Origin of the sequence: Catenibacterium sp. RTP21428st1_D7_RTP21428_210409, from assembly GCF_040227455.1 — a bacterium.
Classification (GTDB): domain Bacteria; phylum Bacillota_I; class Bacilli_A; order Erysipelotrichales; family Coprobacillaceae; genus Catenibacterium; species Catenibacterium mitsuoka_A.
Genome location: NZ_JBEHVX010000031.1, coordinates 1 through 22,656, shown reverse-complemented (window position 1 = coordinate 22,656; position 22,656 = coordinate 1). Strand labels below are relative to the sequence as shown.

The following is a 22,656-nucleotide window of genomic DNA, read 5'->3' as shown; positions in this document are numbered from 1 at the left end:
TATGGAGGTTCCAACCGGACTTGAACCGATGGTCGAAGAGTTGCAGTCTTCTGCCTTACCAACTTGGCTATGGAACCATTGCTTCATGGCGCTCGTATAATATACTATGGATTTTAGATAATTGCAAGGGTTTTTAAGAAAAAAGTTTAAAAAAGCGCATAAAATATAATTCATTTTCTCTATGAGAAAACCTGATAATCGGTTTTGTGATGGAATAATCAATATAATTTACATTTCTGTTATAAATCACATAATTCTCTTAAAATTAGTAGTCATAATAGAAAACAGGGAGTGATTACTATGTATAAAGAAATAATTTTATCTGTTATTAAAACTTCATTACCAATAATGATTGTTTTGATCATATTACAGTATATATTTAGAAAACAATCTACATGTATATTAATAGAATTTAGTATTGCTTATTCATGTGTAAGAATATTGCCTCTTATAAGTTCTATGCATACCTTAGGGGTTAAAGGTATTATAACACTTATAATATGTTTTCTATTTTTGAATACGAGTACATTGCTGATGTATCGTATCCATAGTCTCAATCTATAAAGAACTCACATTTATAAGTATTTCTACTCGCAGAATATCTCTGATACAATGAACTCACGCAAAAAGGAGACATTTAAAATGAATAGATATGACTATGTAGGTAGTTTCTTAAGACCTGAAAGACTTAAGAAGGCAAGAAGAGATTTTGAAAATAATACAATTAATGCAGAAGAATTAGAAAAGGTAGAAGATGAATGTATTACAGAACTTATTACTAAGATTAAAGAATTAGGTTATCATACGATCACTGATGGTGAATTTAGACGTTCTACATGGCATTTAGACTTTATGTGGGGATTTAATGGTGTAGAACACAAAAAGACAATAGAAGGTAATACGACATTTGATGGTGAAGCAGCAATGATTGATGATACTTATGTCACAGGAAAAATCAGTTGTGATCATCATCCTTTCGTAGATCATTTCAAATTTGTGAAACAGTTTGAAGATGAAAATACAGTTGCTAAACAGACTATTCCTTCACCAGGGCAGTTCTATGCTTACTTTACGGGAGCACAGCTACTTAGAAATACATTAAGTATTTATGAAAGTGAAGAGGCTTTCGCAAAAGATGTAGTTAAAGCTTATGTTGAGTTTATTTATGAAATTTATGATGCAGGATGTCGTGTACTACAGTTTGATGATTGTGTATGGGGTGGTATGGTTAATCCGCAGCTTGCATGCGGACTAACAGGACGTACTGGTGCTGCATTAGAAGATTATAAAAAGAGATTATTAGAACTTAACAATGAAGTTGTTGTAGCAAGTCCAAAGGATTTAGAAATTAATACACATGTATGTCGTGGTAATTATCATTCTACTTTCTTTAGTTCAGGTGCTTATGATAGTGTGGCTGATTTATTATTTGGTGAGGAAAATGTGAATGCATACTATTTAGAATATGATGATGCACGTTCAGGAGGTTTCAAGCCTCTTGTAAAAGTGTCTGGAGATAAGAATGTTGTCTTAGGATTAATCACTACTAAACGTCCAGAATTAGAAGATAAAGAAAAAGTGATTCAGAGAATTAAGGAAGCAAGCAAGTATATTCCTCTTGAACGTTTATCTTTGAGCCCACAATGTGGTTTTGCATCATGTGAGATTGGTAATAAACTAACAGAAGAAGAACAATGGGCTAAATTAAAACTTGTAAAAGAAATCGCAGAAGAAGTCTGGGGTTAAAAAGAATCCTCTAGGAGATCCTAGGGGATTCTTTTGTGTCTTGTAGTATATTAATTGATACAATATAATTTATGTATAAGAGGTGAACAGATATGATAGAAACTATAATTAGATATATAGTTATTGCGATTGTGCTAGGTGTTATCGGTGAAGTGATATCTCATTTATCTAGTAAAACAATTGATGAGGACATAAGTACTACACATTATAGAGTCAAAGCACCAGCAGTGTTGAAGTATGCCTGTATGTCACAGTTCATTCTAGGATTGATTATGTTTCTTGTATTTAGTTATTTTTATCTGAAAGGTAATGAAACAGTAGAAATGGGACATCTGTATGTTTCTTCTATCTTTGGGGCTATTGGTTTATATGGTGTGGCCTGGGCATCTATATGGGGTGTACAAGTAGATGATTCTCAGTTAGAGATACATAGAATATTTCATGTTAAGAAGGTATTGTGTATCACTGATATTGGACAAGTAATCATTGATAAGAAGGATGCAATGATCTTGTATGATAAGATGGGAAAGAAATTGATTAAGATAGATGCTTTATCGGATAATTATGATCATTTATTGAATCTATTAAAGTCACAAAATATAGAAATATCAAATAAGTACCTTAAATAAGGCGCTGTCAAAGGCTTACTCAACGCATCTAAGAATCATTTCTACTATAATAGAAATATAGAAGGGAGGTATTCTTATGTGGGATGATGTTGCAGGTAAAGCTTCACATGATAATAGAGATAAGTATGTTGTATTGCAGGTGGTACTTACTGAAAAGTTTCTAGGTACAGGCTCTGGTACAAAGAGTTTGACGAATCTACAGGCTGAAAAAGGATATAAGTTACATACTATTTCTACTTCATCTTCTGGATCAAAAGGATTTCTTGGAGGAGATAAGATTCAGGCAACAATGGTATTTGAAAGAATATACTAAAAAATGAGCTATAACGCTATTGTTACAGCTCACTTTTTAATTGATTTTGATAATAATTTGTGTGAATCGTGAAATCTTGTGCTTATAATCGTTAGTTGCTTCTATAATGATATGAAGGATATCATTTGTTTTTGCATCATCAGGAATTTCAATCTTGATAGAATCATCTAAACTAACAGAAACATTTCCTTTATAACTAGAAGCATCTTTATAATACTTTATTTTATAGAGTACATGTTCTTCTTTATTTATATGAAGCTCTACAGTTGTACCTTTATCAGCTTTCATGTCAAGAGATTCCTGGATAGATAGTACAGGCGCTTCTTCTTTATCATCGGTGATACACCAAGAAGCTCTTGCTGCAAGATCTCTTTGAATAGAAGAAACATAATACCACATAGATTCTGTGTATTTATCAATATAGAGGTCTTCTACAGGACTCCAGTAATTTAAAGTAATTCCCTTAGAATTCTTCTTAGTATTATCTTTTATATATCTTCCAGATAATCCTCCATATGAGAAATCTTCAAGACATCTTAACCCCCATGGCAGTAAACAGAAGAAAGTAGGGGAATCACCTTCAGATAAGAAATCATAAGGAATATGTGTACCCATACCATATTTCTTTCCCCACCAGTCAACAAGAAGACTCTTGTTTGAACCGAATTGTGATCTATTTTCTTCACCTTCATAATACTTATCATCAGCCCAGGTAGCGTAACCACTCATTAAGGCACCTTTATTAAGAATATGTTCTTGCATGAAATCAGCTCTAAGAGTCTCTTTACTGCTTCCTTCAGGCATATTATTCCACCCGTATCCATAACTGTTCATCATCACACATTTCACAAACTGAATGTTTGGATAAACTTCTGAAATATAGTTCTGATACGTATTATCCTGTTCACCACAGGCAGTTAAAATAACTTTCTTTTCTATTTTTTCTTTGATTGATAACCAGTTCTCATCATCTTTATAATCTTGCTCAATATCATAAAGAGCACGAGCAATTGTATTAGTACCACCCCAAACTTGAATATAAAGTGGTCTAGGATCATCATCTAATATTTTTTCTCTAATTAATTCTGAGCCTGGTGTAGAAGCATCCATTTCTCCTGGATATCCAATATTTCCGACTTTAATAAGATTCCTTAAATGATCAGGAAAAGGGTAGTTGCCATCATGAGTCACAAGATGTTTATAGTCTACAGCATAATCATCCATTACGTCCTGCATCCATTTTACACCAGTCCAGCGATAAGGCTGATCATAATCAGCCTTATCGCTTGGTCCAGTCTTTCCTGGTTGTCCTTTCCAATGAAAGATGGATGATGTCTGTACGATACCCTGTATTTCTATATCATTGGCATAAAGGAGAATATGTCTTAATGAGTTCTGATCATCTACTTCAGCATCCTGAGTGATGATTGTTCTAATAAGGTTTAACATAATTATTTACCAGCTCTTACTTCAATGATTTCTTCTTTTGCAGTCTTAGCACCATAAGATGCAGGAACAATTTCTTTGTATTCAGTAGTATTAGTAATAATGACAGGAGTTACATTATCATAACCAGCTTTCTCGATAGCTTCTAGATCAGCTTCAACAAGTAAATCACCAACACTCACTTTCTGTCCTTCTTTAACTAAGACATTAAATCCTTCACCATTCATATTAACAGTATCCATACCAATATGAATAAGTATTTCAGCGCCGTTATTAGACTTTAATCCAACTGCATGGCCAGTCTTGGCAGCCATAATGACTTCACCATCAACAGGAGAGTAGATATGACCATCGGTTAATTTAAAAGCAACACCTTCACCCATCGCTTTTGAAGAAAAGATAGGATCATTCACATCTTCTAAGGCAATCATCTCACCAGTAGCAGGAGAACTGATTGTTTCATCTTTTAAAGTAGTTTCTTCTTTTGTTTCAACTTTGTTTTGTGGAAGCATAGAATCATTAAAACCAAATAAATAAGTACAAATAGCTGAACCGAAATAAGCAATCGCACAAGCAATCACAAAACCTACAAAACCAGGACCAATATAGCCAGGAAGACTTAAAATAGAAGTACCAAGTAAAGTAGGGCAGCTAGTACCAGCAGCAGCGACAATCATACCGGCAATAGATGAAAATACAGCAGCAATCGCAAATGGTCTCTTGTAAGGTAGTGTAACACCATAAATGGCAGGTTCAGTAATACCTGCAAGAACTGCAGAGAATGCCGCAGAACCTGATAATTCTTTTAATTTCTTATCTTTAGTTTTTAAGAATACGCCAAGTGCTGCACCAGCCTGAGCCATGTTATTAGGTCCAGTAATAACGAATAATGTGTCTCTACCATAAGTGGCGATATTATTCATAACGATAGGTACAAAGCCCCAATGAAGTCCAAAGATAACGGCTGCAGGCCAGATCAAGCCAACAAATCCTCCAGCAATAATAGGGTTGAAACCCATAATAGCTGTATACCCTGATGCAAGTAATTTACCAAACTTATCCATGAATGGACCGATAACTAAGAATGTAGCTGGTACCATAATGGAAAGTTCTAATAATGGTGTTAAGAATAACTTACATACTTCTGGAATAATCTTCTTTAATAGCTTTTCTAATTTGCTTTGAACATATACAGAAATAATGATTGGCATGACAGAAGAAGCATAGCTTACAAGAGTTACTGGTATTGTAAGGAATGTCAATTTCGTACCTTCTGAGTATGCGTCAGTCATAGTTGGATAAAGAAGTGACATTGCAATAGACATCGCAATAAATGGATTACATTTAAACTTCTTTGCAGCTGTATAACCTAAGATAATTGGCATAAAATTAAATACACTATCTGCAGCTGCATAAAGAATTTTGTATGTTCCCATATCAGCAGTTAGTATATTCAATGTAGTGCATAGAATAAGTAATGCCTTCAACATACCGGCACCACACATAACACCAAGCATTGGTGAGAAGATACCAGAAATTGTCTCTAATAGAGTATTAAGAAGGTTTTTGTTTCCTGTGTCTTCCATTTCTTCGCTGTTACCAGCATTAATATTTGTACAGCTAAGTACTGCATCATAGACAGTATCTACCTTATTTCCAATAACAACCTGAACCTGTCCTCCTGCTTTCATTACAGTAATAACACCTTCAGTCTGTTTTAAAACATCCATATTAACTTTGTTTTCATCAATAAGCTTAAATCTTAATCTTGTTGCACAATGTACAAGTGAGATCACATTATTTTCTCCACCGACATTTTCTACAATCTTTTTAGCTAAAGAAGTATAATCCTTTGCCATTTGTATTTTCCTCCAAAATTGATATTTGTTAAGTTAACTTACATGCTTATCATAATGTTTTATGAAAGCGATTAAAATATCATAAACACACTTGCATACTGTCAAAAACCGATGTTATAGTTAGAATAGGTGATAATAATGAAAATAGAAGAATTAAGAAGTAGGATTACTCCACTAACCAAAAAAGAACAATATTATAAAAGTCACCCGAATCATTCAGATGACTACATTGAAAAGCATATTAATAAAGACGATGAAAAAATAGTTCAATTCACAATTGATAGATATCAAACCACAAAAGAAAAACATACTTTATTTTATGATGGGCAGATAATTACAGATGAAGTTCTTGCTTTTCCGATTTATTGTTCAAAACAGACAAGATATTCATTTGTGCCACTACATACAAGAAGCTATGTAGAAATGAAATATGTCTATTCTGGACATTGTTATGCAATTGTTAATGATAAAGAAGTGATACTTCATGCAGGGGATATGATTCTTTTAGATGTTAATTCAAAGCATACAGTCTTAATGCCTACAGAAAATGATATTATCTTCAACTTTCAAATGGATCGCTCTTATTTTAGTGACTCATTTATTAGTAAATTTTCTTCGGTAAACCCGATTGTGACTTTCCTGACAAATATTATAGATCAAAAAGCACAGCACAATGATTATATTATTTTTAATAATAGAGAAGATGATCATGATTATGTAGTGCAGCTTATAGAAATGATTTTATGCGAGTATTTAGATCCTTCTTTGTTTGCAATCTCTATTCTTGATTCCTATTTTTCTCTTCTGTTTATAAAAATGGCACAAAGATATCAGATGAATATGGAACAACAATTTAAAGAAAATAATAAGAGCTACATGACAGAAATCATTCAATACATAGAACAACATTATCAGGATTGTACTCTTATGGAAACAGCAGAGAAGTTCGGCTATAATCCTGATTATCTCTCACGTGCCATTCAAAAAGCAACAGGCTATACCTTTAAGAAGTTAGTAAACTATTATCGTATGGAAGCAGTAGGAAAGGAACTTATCAATACTGATAAACCTATTTATCTTATTGCACAGGAGAGTGGTTTTTCTAATTTAAACTACTTCTATAAGAAGTTTAATGCTTATTTTGGTGGTTTTCCTGCAGACTATAGAAAACAATTCCAGGCAAAATAAAAGAGGCGGATGCCTCTTATAATTTTGCCGCTTTCTGGAAGAAGTAGAATCCAATCACAAACATCACTGAAATAACTGCTACGCCATAGTTCATACGTCCTGTAAGTTGTGAAATAAGTCCTACAAGAGTTGTACCCATAAAGGATGCACCTTTACCACAGATATCAAATAAACCAAAGTATTCACCTGATTTCTTAGGTGGAATAATCTTCGCAAAATAAGAACGAGATAATGCCTGGATAGCGCCCTGGAACATACCTACAAAAGTAGCTAAGATCCAGAATTCCCATTGCTTATCTAACTGAATTGCAAATAAGGCAATACCAGTATAGGCAATAATACATACTTTAATAAGTTTATCTGTTGGGTATTTTTTAGATAAACGCCCAAAGATGAGCGCAAATGGGAAAGCAACAATCTGAGTCACTAATAAAGCAATCAGTAAACCGTTGGTATTAAGTCCAAGGGCACTGCCATAGGCAGTGGCCATTTCAATGATTGTATAAACACCATCGATGTAGAAGAAGAAAGAAATCAAATAGAAGAATACTTTCTTATCTTCATTTAAAGAAAGAAAGAGTATGTCTTAAACGTTTAAAACTATCACGAATAGGATGTTCCTGTTTCTCTACGAAATTTACCTGTTTATAGTTCTTTAAGAGTGGTAATGTCATACCCAGCCACCATAATGCATTGATTAAGAAGGCGATTGTCATAGCACCGTTAAATGGAATATCCATCTTTTCATAGAATAAGACAAACAATAAGCTGACTACAAAAGGCACACAGCTTCCAATATAACCCCATGCATATCCTTGAGATGAAACATAGTCCATACGCTTGTCATTTGTAATATCTAGAAGCATGGAATCATAGAAAATCAGACTTGCATTATAACCAATCTTCGCAATAACGAATACAGCTAAGAATATAATCCAAGACTTAGGAACTGAAAAACAGGCTAAGCCCATTACACCTATGATCATACTAATAGTAAAGATTGGTTTCTTATAGCCTTTTGTATCGACAATAGAACCAAGCACTGGTCCAATAATAGCGACAATAAGAGTTGTGAGAGAAGATGCATATCCCCAATAAGCTAAATAGTTGACTTCACTGATCTTTGCGAGAGACGCAAGATAGTTAAAGTAAATCGGAACTATAGTAGCAACAAGTAGGATAAAGGCACTATTACCGACATCGTACAAGATCCAGTATTTTTCTAGTTTAGTTAGTTTATTCATAGTTTCTATTAAACCTTTCGTTTAAGTAATCATCATCAAGATGGTCAACATACTCATTAATGAGTGATACGGCTAAAGGTACTGCTTCATCCTTCATTTCTATTAAATGATTGATATCATTGGCAGCATGTTCATCTTTTTCATAGTTAATAAGTAATCCTTTATATTCTTCATACATACCACCTAACTTCATTACACCTAAGACAAAGTTTCTCTTCAATTTGCTAGGAGCAACAAGCCACTTTAAGATAAATAGTAGATCATGTAATGCTTTATCTACTTCTTCTGCTTTTAAATCAAAGAATGGTGCAATCACCTGTGCATTGGTATAATCAGGATGAATATGAGTTGTTAAATTGGCAGTCAAAGGATCTTTTCTAACTCTTACAAGTAATTCTCTATCTAATTCAGATTCTAGTAAGCTGTGGGTCATAGATAAAGTATTCTCTAATACACCAATTTCAGGATGTAAAGAACTATCTAATGTAAAGTGAGTAATAAATCCAATAGTATAAGCGAGTGTTGCATCTGTGGCATCCTGTCTAATGAGTTCTTTTGCATGTTTAAAGAAATCTGTGGCAGGAAGCTGATGCATTCCAAACCCTAATGATTTTACAGGATTCTTCTTATAGACATCATAATAAAAAAGAATATCTGGACCATGAATCCCTATATGATATAAATCAATGTAGGGCATGATCCTTTTCTTGATGTTTTCATCAAGCTGACTTAAAACCTGTTCACCAAAAACATAATGTGTATAACCTGCTGGCATAAAAAAACCTCCTGAAACCTATTATAAGCTAGTATTTCTTAACATAAATCAAAAATAGATTACGTTTCTGTTAAGATTGTGTATCTTCATTATACCGTAAACACTTATTTTTGGTGAATATTTCAACCATTTCAAAAAAATAAATACAAAATTTACGCAAATCACAATAACTGTTAGGAAATAGAGTATGTTAAAAAGATAATTTTATGCTATAATGTGTTATACAGACAAAACGAAAGGGGTTACTTTATGGAAAAGACACTCGAATATGCAGGAATTAAAAACTATACAGGAAAAGCACATTATAATTTATGTCCTGCTAAATTAGTAGAATACGCTTTAAAGCGTAAAGAAGGATTATTAACTGACCAGGGTGCATTAGTTGTAAAAACAGGAAAATATACTGGTCGTTCACCACATGATAAATTTATTGTAGATACACCAGAGGTACATGAACAGATTGCCTGGGGTGATGTCAATGTAGCCATGAGTGTAGAAAACTACAATGCATTAAAAGAAAAAGTACTTAACTATATGAGTGACAAAGAATTATTCGTATTTAAAGGCTTTGCTGGAGCTGATAAGAAATACCGTCGTAAATTCACTGTCATCAATGAACTCGCATGTCAGAACCTATTTATCCATCAATTATTGATTAGGCCTACAAAAGAAGAATTAGATAATTTTGGTCTGACTGATTATACTATCCTTGTTGCTCCAGGGTTCCATTGCGTTTCTGAAGTAGATCATACTAACTCAGAAGCAGCTATTATTATTAACTTTACAGAACGTACAGTTATTATTGTAGGTTCACAATACTCAGGAGAAATCAAGAAATCAGTCTTCACAATCATGAACTATTGCATGCCTTTACAGGAAAACATTCTCCCTATGCATTGTTCAGCAAACATGGATCCAGATACTGGAGAAACAGCTATCTTCTTTGGCTTATCAGGTACAGGTAAAACAACACTTTCTACAGACCCTAATAGAATGTTGATTGGGGATGATGAACATGGATGGAGTGAAGAAGGAATTTTCAACTTTGAAGGTGGATGTTATGCAAAGACAATTAACTTATCTCCTACAGGAGAACCAGACATCTATCGTGCTATTCGTTTTGGTTCAGAACTAGAAAACGTAGTTGTAGATGCAAAGACCAGACAGCCAGATTATGATGATAGTACACTTACAGAAAATACACGTGTCGGTTATCCTATTGAATATATTCAAAATGCCCAGATTCCAGGAGTAGGTGGAGTACCTAAAGTCGTTATTTTCTTAACTGCAGATGCCTTTGGTGTATTACCACCAATTTCTAGACTTGATCATGATGCTGCAATGTATCAATTCGTTACTGGATTTACATCTAAAGTTGCAGGTACAGAAAGAGGCATCAGCGAACCACAGCCTACATTCTCTACACTATTTGGAGAACCATTCATGCCTCTAGAGCCAAGTATTTATGCACAGTTACTTGGTTCACGTCTAGAAGCCTATGGTACTAAGGTTTATTTAGTAAATACTGGATGGAATGGTGGACCTTATGGTATTGGTTCACGTATGAAACTATCATATACACGTGCTATGGTCACTGCAGCAGTCAATGGATCATTAGATAATGTCATCTATTATTATGATTCACGTTTTAATCTTCATGTCCCTCAATCATGTCCTGGAGTCCCAGAATATGTATTAAACCCTAAGGATACATGGGCTAATAAGGAAGCATATGAAGATATGGCTAATGAACTTGCTATGATGTTTGAAGCAAACTTCAATACTAAGTATCCACATATGCCAGAAAATATTAGAAAAGCAGGACCACATCCTAAGAAATAAAAGCCACTTATGTGGCTTTTTTGGAGGTTTTATGAGAGAAATAGGGAAAAGTAAAATAGAATATCCTGATACTTATATTGTAGTAGATGTAGAGACTACAGGACTTAGTCCTGAAACAGAAAGACTGATAGAAGTTGCAGCTATTAAGTATGTCAATCACAAAGAGGTGGCACGCTTTAGTGAACTCATTAACCCGTTAAGAGATCAATTACCTGTAGACTTACTAGATAAGGATAAAACTATCTATATAAGTGATTTTATCGAGAATCTCACAGGCATTTCTAATCGTATGTTACATGATGCAAGAGGGGAAAAAGATGTCCTTAAAGAGTATATTAAGTTCATAGGGGATGATATGATCATAGGTCATAATGTCCGTTTTGATATTCGTTTCATCTATGATGCACTTCTAAGAGATTATGGAGTCCTTTTTCAAAATGATTATATTGATACATTGAAGATTGCAAGAAAACTTTTACATGAAGATTTGAAACGCTATAGACTCAAGGATCTTGCAGATCATTATCATATTGATTATTCTCATGCACATCGTGCAGTGAATGATTGTGAAATTACGCATATTGTATATGAAATGATGATGGAAGATATCTTCAATAACTTTGGGACAATAGAGAATTATCGTAAGAAAAGAAAGAATAAGAAATAGAAAGGATGATCATAAGATGTTTGTTGAAGAAGATGAATTAGAAAGAAATAAACAATTATTAGATTTGCGTAGAAGTGTATTGGAAGTGGAAGAAGAAAGATTAAGTGGACAACCTACAATGAGTATTTCTGAAGCAAGAATTGCACGTGATAAGAGAATTGATATATTGAGATTAAAAGGCTTGAAAAAGTGACTTCAACTGTTAATATTGTATATAATTGTTATATGAACTAATTGGAGATAGAAAGGAAAAGAACTAACATGAACAAAATCGCAAGCTTTACAGTGAATCATTTAACTTTATTACCAGGTATTTATGTATCTAGAAAAGATAAGGTAGGAGAAGAAGTCATTACTACTTTTGATATACGTATGACAGCACCTAACAGAGAACCTGTTATTAATACAGCTGAAATCCATACAATGGAACATTTAGGTGCCACTTTCTTAAGAAATCATAAGGAATGGGCTGAAAAAGTTATTTACTTTGGGCCTATGGGATGTCGTACAGGATTCTATATGATTCTTGCAGGAGATTTAGAATCTAAGGATGTTGTAGGATTAGTGACTGAAATGTTTACTTTCATGGCTGAATTTGAAGGTGATGTTCCAGGTGCTGCGGCAAGAGATTGTGGTAACTATTTAGATATGAACTTACCTCTTACTAAGATTGTTGCGAAAAGATTTTTAGATAACACTCTTAAAAATATTACAGAAGAACATTTAGTATATCCAGACTAAGACTTCCATGGAAGTCTTTTTGCCTGTACGTACATATATTGATTAATTACTTACTTGTATGTATACTAGTAAAGAGAGGTATTATTATGCATTTATTTCTGACAAGCTCAAACTTAACATTAAATGGTCAATATATTAATGAAGAGAATGGTTTCCGTTCTCTTCTTTTTGATGTTCTTCCTCGTCATATTCGTTGTCTTTATATACCATCTGATCCAATTGATACGCCACATAATGATGAATGGGGAAACTACCAAAAGAAAGCCTTGATGAATAGTCATTTCTTAGTGGATACATTTACTATTCTGGATGATCGAAACAAAGAGAAGACAGAAGAACTAGTGAAAGAATCAGATCTTATCATACTTGGAGGAGGACATGTGCCTACTCAAAACAAGTTCTTTAGAGAAATTCACTTAAAGAAGTATTTGAAGGAGTATGAAGGTGTGATAGTAGGCGTCAGTGCAGGTTCTATGAACTGTGCAAAGACTGTATACGCCATGCCTGAACTCCCAGGAGAATATTTGGATAAGAAGTATCAAAGATATCTTCCGGGGTTAGAACTCACTCAAACAATGATCATTCCGCACTATAATGAAATACATGATGATTGTTTAGATGGTGTACATATATTCAAAGATATTGCCTATCCTGATAGTGCCAAAAGAACATTTATTGTGTTAGTAGATGGAAGCTTTATCCATATTCATGAAGGCAAAGAAGTGATTCATGGACTATCTTATAAAATAGAAAAAGGAAAACAATCACTTATACAAGAAAAAGATTGTATGTTCACATTGGATTCATAAAGAGGGGTTATATTATAAATGTATTAAGAAACTCCCTTAAAAAATATCTTAATACACAAGAGCAAAAGAAAATTGTTTTTAACTCTCCCCTTAAAACATAATTGTATACAAGAAGGACGTTTCAATGCGAAACGTCTTTTTTGTATAGCACCATATAAAAAAACAAGCTGGATAACTAGCTTGTTAGTTTATTAAACCTGTATCTCTTAAGAGCAAAATAAAACACTGTGTTTACCGCAATTCATCCCACCTCCTATAATGTGGGGGAATTATTGCTCACGGCGTGTTAAAAGGATCTGATTAAAAACGTTTTTTATAGCATACCTGTGGTTTATGGGTATTCAAATTTTTAAATTGTAACGTGAATATAAATATTGTATGATATTTATATCATGAAGAGAGGAAGCTGTATTATGGACTACGATCAATATCTTGAAGAATGCAAAAAAATCAAAGAAAGAAACTATCTTCTTTTAGATCTTTTTAAAGACGATCTTATTCAATCAGGTTTAAAAGATAAAACTATTAGCCGTCATCTTTCCAATGTAGAATTCTATATTAATGAATTTTTACTATATAGGGATGCTTATCCTATGGAAGAAGGGCTTAATATGCTTGATGATTATTTAGGAGACTTCTATATCCGTAAATGTTTATGGTCTACGCCTGGTAATATTAAGTCAACTGCGGCAAGTATAAAGAAATTTTATAAATCTATGTTAGCTCATGGAGAGATAGATAAAGCGGGTTATCATGACTTATGTTCTTTGATCAAAGATTCTATGGAGGTATGGCAGACGGACTGTGCTATTTATAATGATCCAGAAAGTCCCAATCCATTCTATCCTTTTTAAAAGGGCTGTAACAAATAGGTAGTATTTACTACTACCTTGGGCGTTACAGCTCTTTTTCATATTTTAGACGCACTTAAAAAGAACCTTTCTATTTCTTTAAAAAATATCATCTGATTTGAATACCCATAATCTGCAGGAAACAGTATTTTGGATCTTTGTTTGTTCTTTCTATTGTCTGTTTAAAAGGGTTCCATTAAAAATGTATTTATGGCATACCTGTGTTTTGTGGGTATTCAAATCATCTGATAAATAATCTAAACATCTTCTTGATCTCTTCGTTTTTGTTTCATCTTTAGTTTGTGGTATTTCCTGATATTATGCCCCATTGCAACAAGATCCATCTCCACCTGAACATTGTCATGTCCTCTTCTGTAGAGTCTGTCATGACCGTAACTCTCTTTGAAATCACCGAATGTTTCTTTTGCTTTGTTATCTCTCTTGTACACGAGTTTTTTACCTCTTTCTCATGTAATATTTTTTCTTGCTTCCTTATGAAATTCATTAAGTTCCTTGCAGTCGTTTATGTATCTTCCAATTCTGGAGGGACAACCATCACAGTGACGATTTATTAGATAATATAAAATGACGAGAAAACAAAAAAAGTAACTCTCCTTAATTGTTCAATCGTGGATTTACCATTATATTTTGAGTAGAAACAAAAAATTCATAGTATTGTGGGATTACCGCAAACAAATAAGGAGAGTTACCTATGATTATAGTAATAATAATTGGAATGGATGTCCATGCTATAAACTACACTTTATGCATTCATTAAAGTGGAATTTAACTTTTCACTTTAGAAATTCAAAAGAAATATGAAAATCTAGTAGTGCATATGTCTGATATACCTTATAATCTTGTTGGTGTATCATTGCAAACTAAATATACCACAAAAGAGCGGACGTCGGTCCGCTCTTTGCTTTTTATGAAACTGTAATGAGTTGTTCACCTGTTATAGACCCTAATCTATAAGTCCTGTCTCTCTTAATAAGAGTTCTAGATCTGTACCTTTTACATTCTTTAATACAGTCTTTAAAAGCATCTTTTCCTTGAAGTTTAATGGTAACTCACTAATCTTCTTCTTATCTACTGCATAATAAGCGGCTCTTAATAATTCTCTGATATCATATTGAGAACCCCATACTTCAGGTACACCACGATCGACATTCAGTAATGTATAGACACTTTCCATACCTGTACGCATAGAATATTCAGTCGTAAAGATAGTATCTCTTGGTGTTTCTGCGAACTGTCCAATAAATGCGAAGTTCACTGCACCTTCTGGTACAACTTTAGGACGGTCTACATTCTTTCTAGGCTGGAAGAAGGCATTGATATAAGGCATGAAGCATGTTGTTGTATTACATGCATTTTCTGAATAGTCTTTGATCTTGCTTTCATCCATACCAATATGGTAAAGCCATTCCTGACAGATTTCTTCACCTGTACAATCTCTCATAGCTTTCTTGATATAGTTACCTTCTGTATCAGTATGAAGAGCATAGAGCCATACAAGTACTGTATCTTTATTCTGAGATCTAAACTGTGGCTGACGGTTAATAGTCCAAGATAGGAACCAATTATTTACACTATCCTTAACAGTCACTATACCACCAGTAGTCACTTTACCAGCACGAGGATCACGTTTACAGATATTCATAATATGCTGAATAATATCTTCATTAGATGTTTCTACAGTGGCACTCATCCAGTTAGTTGCTTCTGTATCACTACAGAATACATCGGGATGTCCATATTCGTCATGTTTAGCTTGTTTCGCAATATTCTTCCACAAATCCCATGATTCACCCTGACCATTCACAATATGAGATAAATCAGGTGCATGAGTCTGATCACCATAACTTGATGTATCAGTACAACATCCATTAGTAATAAAGACTAAATCATCTGCAGTTAAAGGAACAGACTGTTCTTTATTATCTTTTACATAAATAAGTTCTTTAGCTGTTTTCTTACCATCTACATCCTCAATAACGACATTCTTGACATCCATACCAAACTGAACATCTACATCATGCTTCTTTAGATATTCAATTAAAGGTAAGATCATACTTTCATACTGATTATACTTAGTAAATCTTAAAGCACTGAAGTCTGGTAAACCATCAATATGATGCACATAACGACATAAATAACGCTTCATTTCTAACGCACTAGACCATTTCTGGAAGGCGAACATAGTCTGCCAATATAGCCAGAAATTAGTCTCCCAGAATGATTCTGGTAATACATCTGAAATTTTCTTATCTTCTAGATTAACTTCTGGTGTAATAAAGAGCTGGGACAATGCCATTGCGCTATCTTTATCTAATTTAAATAGCTTATCAGTATGCGCATCTTCGCCCTTATTGACTGTTGCACGACATAAAGAGTAGTTAGGGTCATGCTTATTAAGCCAATAGTATTCATCTAATACAGATACGTTAGGTGTTTCAATAGAAGGTACATCACGGAATACATCCCACATGATTTCAAAGTGGTTATCCATTTCACGTCCTCCACGCATATAGAAGCCTTTATGAACATCTTTATGACCATCACAGCTTCCACCTGCAAGTTCTAGCTTTTCTAATAAATGAATATGATTGCCAGGCATCTGTCCATCTCTTACAAGATAGAAGGCAGCAGTTAAACCTGCCAAACCTGTTCCAATAATATAAGCTGATTTCTTTTCAACACCTTCTGGTTTTTCTGGGTGTGCAAATGCTTCGTAAGTTCCTGATGAATAATACATAATAGTTACCTCCTTGATATGACTCTAGTATAAATCATATTTTATCACTTTTATTTAAACAAACAAAAAGCCATGATAAATATCTTATCATGACCAATTAAGTGTAAAAATTTTAATCAAACTATTAATTTTGATGAATTTCAAATCTTTTAAGAGCTCTTTTGATACATCCATGCATGATTTCATCCATCTTATCTAATAATCTTTCAGGATCTTCTCTCATGTCATCATTCAACCAGTCTATCAATAATCCAACAATACAATAAGAATAGAAACGAGCAATAAATTCTTTATCTGACTCTTTGATAGATATGTCTTGGGCTTCTTCCTCTATCTTCATTTTAAGTAGTCCTTGAATCATCGGGGATAAATAGCTTTGAAACTCTTCTTGGTGTAATGAATGATATACATTCATAATATAGATCTTGTCTTCTTTCATCTTATAGAGAAGACAAATAAATCCTTCAGGGTAGATATTTGTATTTAATAGTAATTGATGTATTTCCTCCAAGATGATCCAGGAAAGAAAATGATGCATATCAGTAAAGTGATAATAGAATGTCATACGGTTAATACCACATTCCTTTGTGAGATCACCAATCGTAATCTTATTAAAAGGTTTTCTTAAGAGTAATACCTTTAAAGAATCTTCTAATGCATGTTTTGTGATTTCACTCATAAGTTAAATGAATCCTTCTTTTTCTTCTTATATATAAGTAGAGAAATAAGTGCAGTAAATATTTCTGTAATCCAAAAAGCATGCCATACACCAGTTGGTCCAAGTAGTGAAGAAAGAATATAAGCACATGGAAGAATAATGACTACATAACGACATAAAGAAATAATGAGTGATGGAATACCCATACCTAGCCCTTCTAGTACACCTCCTGAAGTAAGCGAGAGTGAAGAGAAGACAAAGGAAATACTAATAATACGTAGGGCAATCACACCGGCATCAAGTGTTTCTTTATTCTTGGTAAAGAGTCCCATGATTTCTTTAGGGAATACAAAACAAAGAAGTGTTCCAGCAATCATAATAATTAAACTCAAACCAAGAGTGAGCTTATAGATTTTATTAATACGATTATATTCTTTAGCCCCATAGTTATATCCAACAAGTGGTCTAATACCCTGGATAATTCCATTAGATGGCATAAAGACAAATGTCTGAAGCTTATAATAGATACCTAGTACTACGACATAGATAGCTGAATAAGAAATAAGAATCGCATTTAATACAGAAATAAGAACAGAAGGTAAGGCAATATTTAAAGTAGCAGGAATACCAATACCATATAACTTTTTATAATATTGAGTACTATCTAAAGCTTCCTTATGAATACGTAGTGGTAAATCTACCTTATAATAATATAGATATAGAATAAAAGGAACTGTCTGACCAATACCAGTCGCAATCGCAGCTCCTGCAATACCCATTGCAGGAATAGGACCTAAACCAAATATTAAAATAGGATCTAGAATAATATTTGTGACACATCCTATAATCATAATCTTCATAGTGAGAGCCATACGTCCTAAAGACTGATAGATCTTTTCAAAGGCAATACCTACCTGAATCACAAAAGAGAATGAGAAGGCAATACGTCCATATAATATCCCATCCTTTAATACAACAGGATCATTTGTAAAGAATTTTAAGAAGTTAGGAATAAACACAACACATACAATCATTAAGATTATTCCATGTATTGCAGAAAGTAATAATCCCTGTGCCATAGAATCTTCAGCTTTCTTATGATCCTCTGTACCTAGATAGAATGCAATCACTGCATTCATGCCCACACCAAACCCTACGGCAATCGCGGTAATAAGGTTCTGAATAGGGAATACTAGAGATAAAGCATTCATCGCATTCTCACTAATACGCGCTACAAAGAAACTATCTACGATATTGTAGAGAGAATTAACAAGCATTGATAACACCATTGGTAAGCTCATCGAGAGTACTAAAGGGAGTATAGGTTTTGTTTTCATATAATCTTGATTCATAATTTTCCTCCTAAACATACAAAAAGCCACACAACGTAAAAAACGCTGTGTGGCGAAAATAAGATTTCTCTGACAAAAATCCACAACCAAAAGGTTTTGTACATAGACATTATCATATATGGGATATGATGTCAACTTTTTTATGAATATGGTATATTATGTGTAAAAGTATGGTATTTATAATTCCTAAATCGGGATTATTGCAATGAAAAATGATAGTGATATAATGGGGGCATAGTAAATAGGAGATATATTTCGAGGAGTAACTGTATTTATCTAGAATTATAAGTTGTTAGGGATTAGATGAATATATAAGTTATATGTATAGATGTCCATATACATATTGGGTATATTTTCTCTACTTACTTACAATTATGAAAGGTAGGAGATAAAATGGTAGGAATTATCCTTGCGAGCCATGGTAAATTCGCAGAAGGCATTTTCCAGTCAGGATCTATGATCTTTGGTGATCAGGCTAACGTTAAAGCCTGCACATTAATGCCTAGCGAAGGACCAGATGATATTCGCAAAAAGATGGAAGAAGCGATTGCTGGTTTTGAAAATCAGGATGAAGTATTATTCCTTGTAGACCTTTGGGGTGGAACACCATTCAATCAGGCAAGTGCTTTACTTAATGGACATGAAGATAAGTGGGCAATTGTCACTGGTTTAAATTTACCAATGTTGATTGAAACTTATGCATCTCGTATGTCTATGGAAACAGCTCATGAAATCGCTACACATGTCACTGAAGTGGCAAGAGATGGTGTTAAACCAAAACCTGAAACACTAGAACCTAAGAAGGAAGAAAAGGTAGCAGCTGCTGCACCAGCACCTCAGGGCGCTATTCCTGAAGGAACAGTTATTGGTGATGGTCACATCAAGTATGTATTAGCAAGAATTGACTCACGTTTATTACATGGTCAGGTTGCGACTGCATGGACTAAGACAACTCAGCCAAACCGTATCATCGTTGTATCTGATGGTGTGGCTCATGATGATCTTAGAAAAGAAATGATTATTCAGGCAGCACCTCCAGGTGTTAAAGCTCACGTAGTACCAATCGATAAGATGATCCAGGTTGCTAAGGATCCACGTTTTGGTAACACAAAAGCATTAGTATTATTTGAAAACCCACAGGATGCACTTCGTGCAATCGAAGGTGGCGTTGACATCAAGACATTGAACTTAGGTTCTATGGCTCATTCACAGGGTAAAGTCGTTTGTACTAAAGCCGTATCAATGAGTCAGGATGATGTAGATACTATTGAAAAGATTATGGCTAAGGGTGTTAAGTTTGATGTACGTAAAGTACCAAATGATTCACCTGATAACATCAATGCAATTCTTAACAAAGCTAAAGAAGGATTGTCTAAATAAGGGAGGAAATAATTTATGTCAGCAATTTCAATTGTGCTGATTGCGATTGTTGCTTTACTTGCAGGTATGGAAGGTATTCTTGATGAATTCCAGTTCCATCAGCCTCTAGTAGCATGTACGTTAATCGGCTTAGTTACTGGACACTTAAAGGAAGGTATCATCCTTGGTGGTTCATTACAGATGATTGCCCTTGGTTGGGCAAACGTTGGTGCTGCTGTTGCACCAGATGCTGCTCTTGCATCAGTTGCTTCAGCAATCATCATGGTATTAGGTTTACAGGGTGGTAGTACAAACGTTACTAACGCTATCAATACTTCTATCGCTGTTGCAGTACCATTATCAGTTGCAGGTTTATTCTTAACAATGATCTGTCGTACTCTTGCAATCCCTATGGTTCACTTCATGGATGGGGCTGCAGAAAAAGGTGACTACAAGGCTATTGAAAGATGGCAGGTTGCTGCAATCTTAATGCAGGGTCTTCGTATTATGATCCCAGCAGTTATCCTTTGCTTCGTTCCAGCTAAGGTTGTAACAGGTGCATTAAATTCTATGCCAGCTTGGTTATCTGGTGGTATGGCTGTTGGCGGTGGTATGGTTGCCGCTGTAGGTTATGCAATGGTTATCAACATGATGGCTACAAAAGAAACTTGGCCATTCTTCGCTCTTGGTTTCGTTTTAGCAGCTATCTCAGAACTTACTTTAATCGCATTAGGTGTTATTGGTGTAGTTCTTGCTTTAATCTATCTTGGATTAAAAGACAATGCTGGTAAAGGTAATGGTGGCACTGGAGGATCTGGAGATCCACTTGGTGACATCTTAAACGACTATTAATCTGAAGGAGGACGAACATTATGGCAGATAAGATTACACTATCTAAAAAAGATAGAATGGACGTATGTTGGCGTCATCAGTTCCTTCAGGGTTCTTGGAACTATGAACGTATGCAGAATGGTGGTTGGTGTTATTCAATTATCCCAGCTATCAAGAAATTATATAAGACTGAAGAAGATAGAGCCGCTGCATTAAAGCGTCATCTAGAATTCTATAATACACATCCTTATGTATCAGCTCCAGTTATGGGTGTTACATTAGCACTTGAAGAAGAACGTGCAAATGGTATGCCTGTAGATGACCAGACTGTACAGGGTGTTAAAGTTGGTATGATGGGACCTCTTGCGGGTGTTGGTGACCCAGTATTCTGGTTTACAGTAAGACCAATCTTAGGTGCATTAGGTGCTTCACTTGCATTATCAGGAAGCATTGTTGGACCATTATTATTCTTCGTAGTATGGAACTTAATACGTATCGCATTCTTATGGTATACACAGGAATTCGGTTACAAAGTAGGTACTTCTATTGCTAAGGATATGTCAGGAGGACTTCTTGGTAAAGTTACTGAAGGTGCTTCTATCCTTGGTATGTTCATCATCGGTGCATTAGTACAGAGATGGGTATCAATCAGCTTTACTCCAGTAGTATCTCAGGTTACTCAGTCTAAAGGTGCTTATATCGAATGGGATAAGTTACCAAAGGGTGCTGCAGGTATCAAAGAAGCATTATCTCAGTATAACTCACTTGGTGGTAATGGATTAAACCAGGTTAAGGTTACTACTTTACAGCAGAACTTAGACCAGTTAATCCCTGGCTTAGCAGCATTATTACTTACATTATTATGCTGTTACTTATTAAAGAAAAAGGTATCTCCAATCGTTATCATCATCGCATTATTCGTTGTTGGTATCGTTGCAAGAGTTATCGGTATTATGTAATTACTAGAGGCAGTTTCACTGCCTCTTAATTTTAAGGAGGAAATAAAATGGCACAATCACAAAATACAAAAGTTGATTTTTCAATTAAAGCAACTTCACTCAATGGTTTAACTAACTATGGGGATGTCATGGTAGGGGACAAGGCCTTTGAGTTCTATAACGAAAAGAATAAAGAAGACTTTATTCAGATTCCATGGGAAGAAATTGATTATATCAGTGCTTCTGTATATTTTAATAAGAAAATTGCACGTTTCGCAATATTCACTAAAAACAATGGACATTTTACTTTCTCTACACGTGATAATGTGAAAACATTACAGGTGGTTGGAAATCATTTTCCAAAAGAAAAAATGTATCGTTCCCCTACGTTCTTTACCATTATTAAACGAGGATTAAGATACATTTTTGACTCCAATTATCGACATAAAGTAAATGGTCAGGCTTAATTGCCTGGCCAATTTTTTTGTATTCCATTAAGAATAAAGTCTGTTAGAAGGTAAGCGCCAAATAATATAGTGGATAGAAATAGACCTCATCATGTTAGATAATTAAAGTGTTTTTAGCCACTAAATTTGCTATATGTAGTGATTTTAGCACTAAATTCACTATATAGAGGATGGTGAGATTAT

The 22,656-nt window shown here is 34.2% G+C and carries 20 protein-coding genes, 1 tRNA gene and 2 pseudogenes; 14 read left to right on the top strand and 9 right to left on the bottom strand.

The genetic code is table 11. From position 1 onward, the window contains the following. Positions 1 to 2: 2 nt before the first annotated feature. Positions 3 to 77, bottom strand: a tRNA-Cys gene (locus ABUA27_RS06270). A gap of 565 nt (positions 78 to 642) precedes the next feature. Here ABUA27_RS06270 and ABUA27_RS06265 point away from each other — a divergent pair. From ABUA27_RS06265 to ABUA27_RS06255, 3 genes are all read left to right on the top strand, one after another. Continuing rightward, on the top strand, positions 643 to 1,746 hold the full coding sequence (locus ABUA27_RS06265; RefSeq protein WP_349820425.1) for a 5-methyltetrahydropteroyltriglutamate--homocysteine S-methyltransferase: 1,104 nt from the start codon (positions 643 to 645) through the stop codon (positions 1,744 to 1,746). A 92-nt stretch (positions 1,747 to 1,838) separates the two neighbouring features. Further along, positions 1,839 to 2,375 (top strand): hypothetical protein, encoded by a 537-nt coding sequence (locus ABUA27_RS06260; RefSeq protein ID WP_349820424.1) that lies wholly within the window; start codon positions 1,839 to 1,841, stop codon positions 2,373 to 2,375. A 76-nt stretch (positions 2,376 to 2,451) separates the two neighbouring features. Beyond that, positions 2,452 to 2,688, top strand: a complete 237-nt coding sequence (locus ABUA27_RS06255; RefSeq protein ID WP_349820423.1) for a DUF4177 domain-containing protein — start codon at positions 2,452 to 2,454, stop codon at positions 2,686 to 2,688. A gap of 36 nt (positions 2,689 to 2,724) precedes the next feature. Here ABUA27_RS06255 and ABUA27_RS06250 read toward each other — a convergent pair whose 3' ends face one another. Together ABUA27_RS06250 and ABUA27_RS06245 are read right to left on the bottom strand one after the other, a co-directional pair. Further along, on the bottom strand, positions 2,725 to 4,137 hold the full coding sequence (locus ABUA27_RS06250; protein WP_349820422.1) for a DUF1593 domain-containing protein: 1,413 nt from the start codon (positions 4,135 to 4,137) through the stop codon (positions 2,725 to 2,727). A 2-nt stretch (positions 4,138 to 4,139) separates the two neighbouring features. Continuing rightward, the gene (locus ABUA27_RS06245) at positions 4,140 to 5,993 is read right to left on the bottom strand and encodes a beta-glucoside-specific PTS transporter subunit IIABC (RefSeq protein ID WP_287846612.1); all 1,854 of its coding nucleotides are present in this window, start codon (positions 5,991 to 5,993) and stop codon (positions 4,140 to 4,142) included. Between the two features lie 138 nt (positions 5,994 to 6,131). On the opposite strand from ABUA27_RS06245, the gene ABUA27_RS06240 reads away from it, so the two are divergent. Then, a complete protein-coding gene (locus ABUA27_RS06240) occupies positions 6,132 to 7,181 on the top strand; it encodes an AraC family transcriptional regulator (RefSeq protein WP_287969344.1) in 1,050 nt (349 codons plus the stop codon). A gap of 16 nt (positions 7,182 to 7,197) precedes the next feature. Here ABUA27_RS06240 and ABUA27_RS12690 read toward each other — a convergent pair. Next, positions 7,198 to 8,425, bottom strand: a pseudogene (locus tag ABUA27_RS12690) (MFS transporter). Then, on the bottom strand, positions 8,418 to 9,200 hold the full coding sequence (locus tag ABUA27_RS06225; RefSeq protein ID WP_317374417.1) for a zinc dependent phospholipase C family protein: 783 nt from the start codon (positions 9,198 to 9,200) through the stop codon (positions 8,418 to 8,420). Before ABUA27_RS06225 ends, ABUA27_RS12690 begins: the two are co-directional and overlap by 8 nt. Before the next feature lie 249 nt (positions 9,201 to 9,449). Between ABUA27_RS06225 and pckA the strand changes: the two genes are divergently transcribed. The 6 genes from pckA (at position 9,450) to ABUA27_RS06195 (ending at position 14,113) form a co-directional block, all read left to right on the top strand. Then, a complete protein-coding gene (pckA, locus tag ABUA27_RS06220; protein ID WP_349820419.1) occupies positions 9,450 to 11,042 on the top strand; it encodes a phosphoenolpyruvate carboxykinase (ATP) in 1,593 nt (530 codons plus the stop codon). A 31-nt stretch (positions 11,043 to 11,073) separates the two neighbouring features. Continuing rightward, positions 11,074 to 11,709, top strand: coding sequence for a 3'-5' exonuclease (locus ABUA27_RS06215; RefSeq protein ID WP_129981483.1), 636 nt, complete (start codon positions 11,074 to 11,076; stop codon positions 11,707 to 11,709). Between the two features lie 16 nt (positions 11,710 to 11,725). Further along, positions 11,726 to 11,902, top strand: coding sequence for a hypothetical protein (locus ABUA27_RS06210; RefSeq protein WP_161220298.1), 177 nt, complete (start codon positions 11,726 to 11,728; stop codon positions 11,900 to 11,902). 68 nt (positions 11,903 to 11,970) lie between these two features. Beyond that, positions 11,971 to 12,450, top strand: coding sequence for an S-ribosylhomocysteine lyase (locus ABUA27_RS06205; protein ID WP_006504607.1), 480 nt, complete (start codon positions 11,971 to 11,973; stop codon positions 12,448 to 12,450). 86 nt (positions 12,451 to 12,536) lie between these two features. Continuing rightward, a complete protein-coding gene (locus ABUA27_RS06200) occupies positions 12,537 to 13,259 on the top strand; it encodes a Type 1 glutamine amidotransferase-like domain-containing protein (protein WP_129981482.1) in 723 nt (240 codons plus the stop codon). A gap of 413 nt (positions 13,260 to 13,672) precedes the next feature. Continuing rightward, on the top strand, positions 13,673 to 14,113 hold the full coding sequence (locus tag ABUA27_RS06195; RefSeq protein ID WP_287515738.1) for a hypothetical protein: 441 nt from the start codon (positions 13,673 to 13,675) through the stop codon (positions 14,111 to 14,113). Positions 14,114 to 14,367: 254 nt separating this feature from the next. Here ABUA27_RS06195 and ABUA27_RS06190 read toward each other — a convergent pair. The 4 genes and pseudogenes from ABUA27_RS06190 to ABUA27_RS06175 all read right to left on the bottom strand — a co-directional run. Beyond that, a pseudogene (locus ABUA27_RS06190) lies at positions 14,368 to 14,562 on the bottom strand (transposase); the annotation flags it as partial. A gap of 512 nt (positions 14,563 to 15,074) precedes the next feature. After that, positions 15,075 to 16,868, bottom strand: a complete 1,794-nt coding sequence (locus ABUA27_RS06185) for an oleate hydratase (RefSeq protein WP_129981479.1) — start codon at positions 16,866 to 16,868, stop codon at positions 15,075 to 15,077. A gap of 124 nt (positions 16,869 to 16,992) precedes the next feature. Next, positions 16,993 to 17,547: a TetR/AcrR family transcriptional regulator gene (locus tag ABUA27_RS06180; protein ID WP_349820418.1), complete on the bottom strand. Its 555-nt coding sequence runs from the start codon at positions 17,545 to 17,547 to the stop codon at positions 16,993 to 16,995. After that, complete coding sequence (locus ABUA27_RS06175; protein ID WP_349820417.1) at positions 17,544 to 18,878, bottom strand: MATE family efflux transporter; 1,335 nt, start codon at positions 18,876 to 18,878, stop codon at positions 17,544 to 17,546. The genes ABUA27_RS06180 and ABUA27_RS06175 overlap by 4 nt, the downstream gene beginning before the upstream one ends. A gap of 393 nt (positions 18,879 to 19,271) precedes the next feature. Here ABUA27_RS06175 and ABUA27_RS06170 point away from each other — a divergent pair, with 393 nt between their 5' ends. The 4 genes from ABUA27_RS06170 to ABUA27_RS06155 are packed head-to-tail and all read left to right on the top strand — an operon-like array spanning position 19,272 to position 22,473. Then, positions 19,272 to 20,258: a PTS sugar transporter subunit IIB gene (locus tag ABUA27_RS06170; RefSeq protein WP_129981476.1), complete on the top strand. Its 987-nt coding sequence runs from the start codon at positions 19,272 to 19,274 to the stop codon at positions 20,256 to 20,258. Between the two features lie 15 nt (positions 20,259 to 20,273). Beyond that, complete coding sequence (locus tag ABUA27_RS06165; protein WP_129981475.1) at positions 20,274 to 21,089, top strand: PTS mannose/fructose/sorbose transporter subunit IIC; 816 nt, start codon at positions 20,274 to 20,276, stop codon at positions 21,087 to 21,089. A gap of 20 nt (positions 21,090 to 21,109) precedes the next feature. Then, the gene (locus ABUA27_RS06160) at positions 21,110 to 22,027 is read left to right on the top strand and encodes a PTS system mannose/fructose/sorbose family transporter subunit IID (RefSeq protein ID WP_129981474.1); all 918 of its coding nucleotides are present in this window, start codon (positions 21,110 to 21,112) and stop codon (positions 22,025 to 22,027) included. A 47-nt stretch (positions 22,028 to 22,074) separates the two neighbouring features. Beyond that, positions 22,075 to 22,473 carry a DUF956 family protein gene (locus ABUA27_RS06155; protein ID WP_022425774.1) on the top strand — a complete coding sequence of 133 codons (399 nt, stop codon included), beginning with the start codon at positions 22,075 to 22,077 and terminating at the stop codon, positions 22,471 to 22,473. Positions 22,474 to 22,656: the final 183 nt, after the last annotated feature.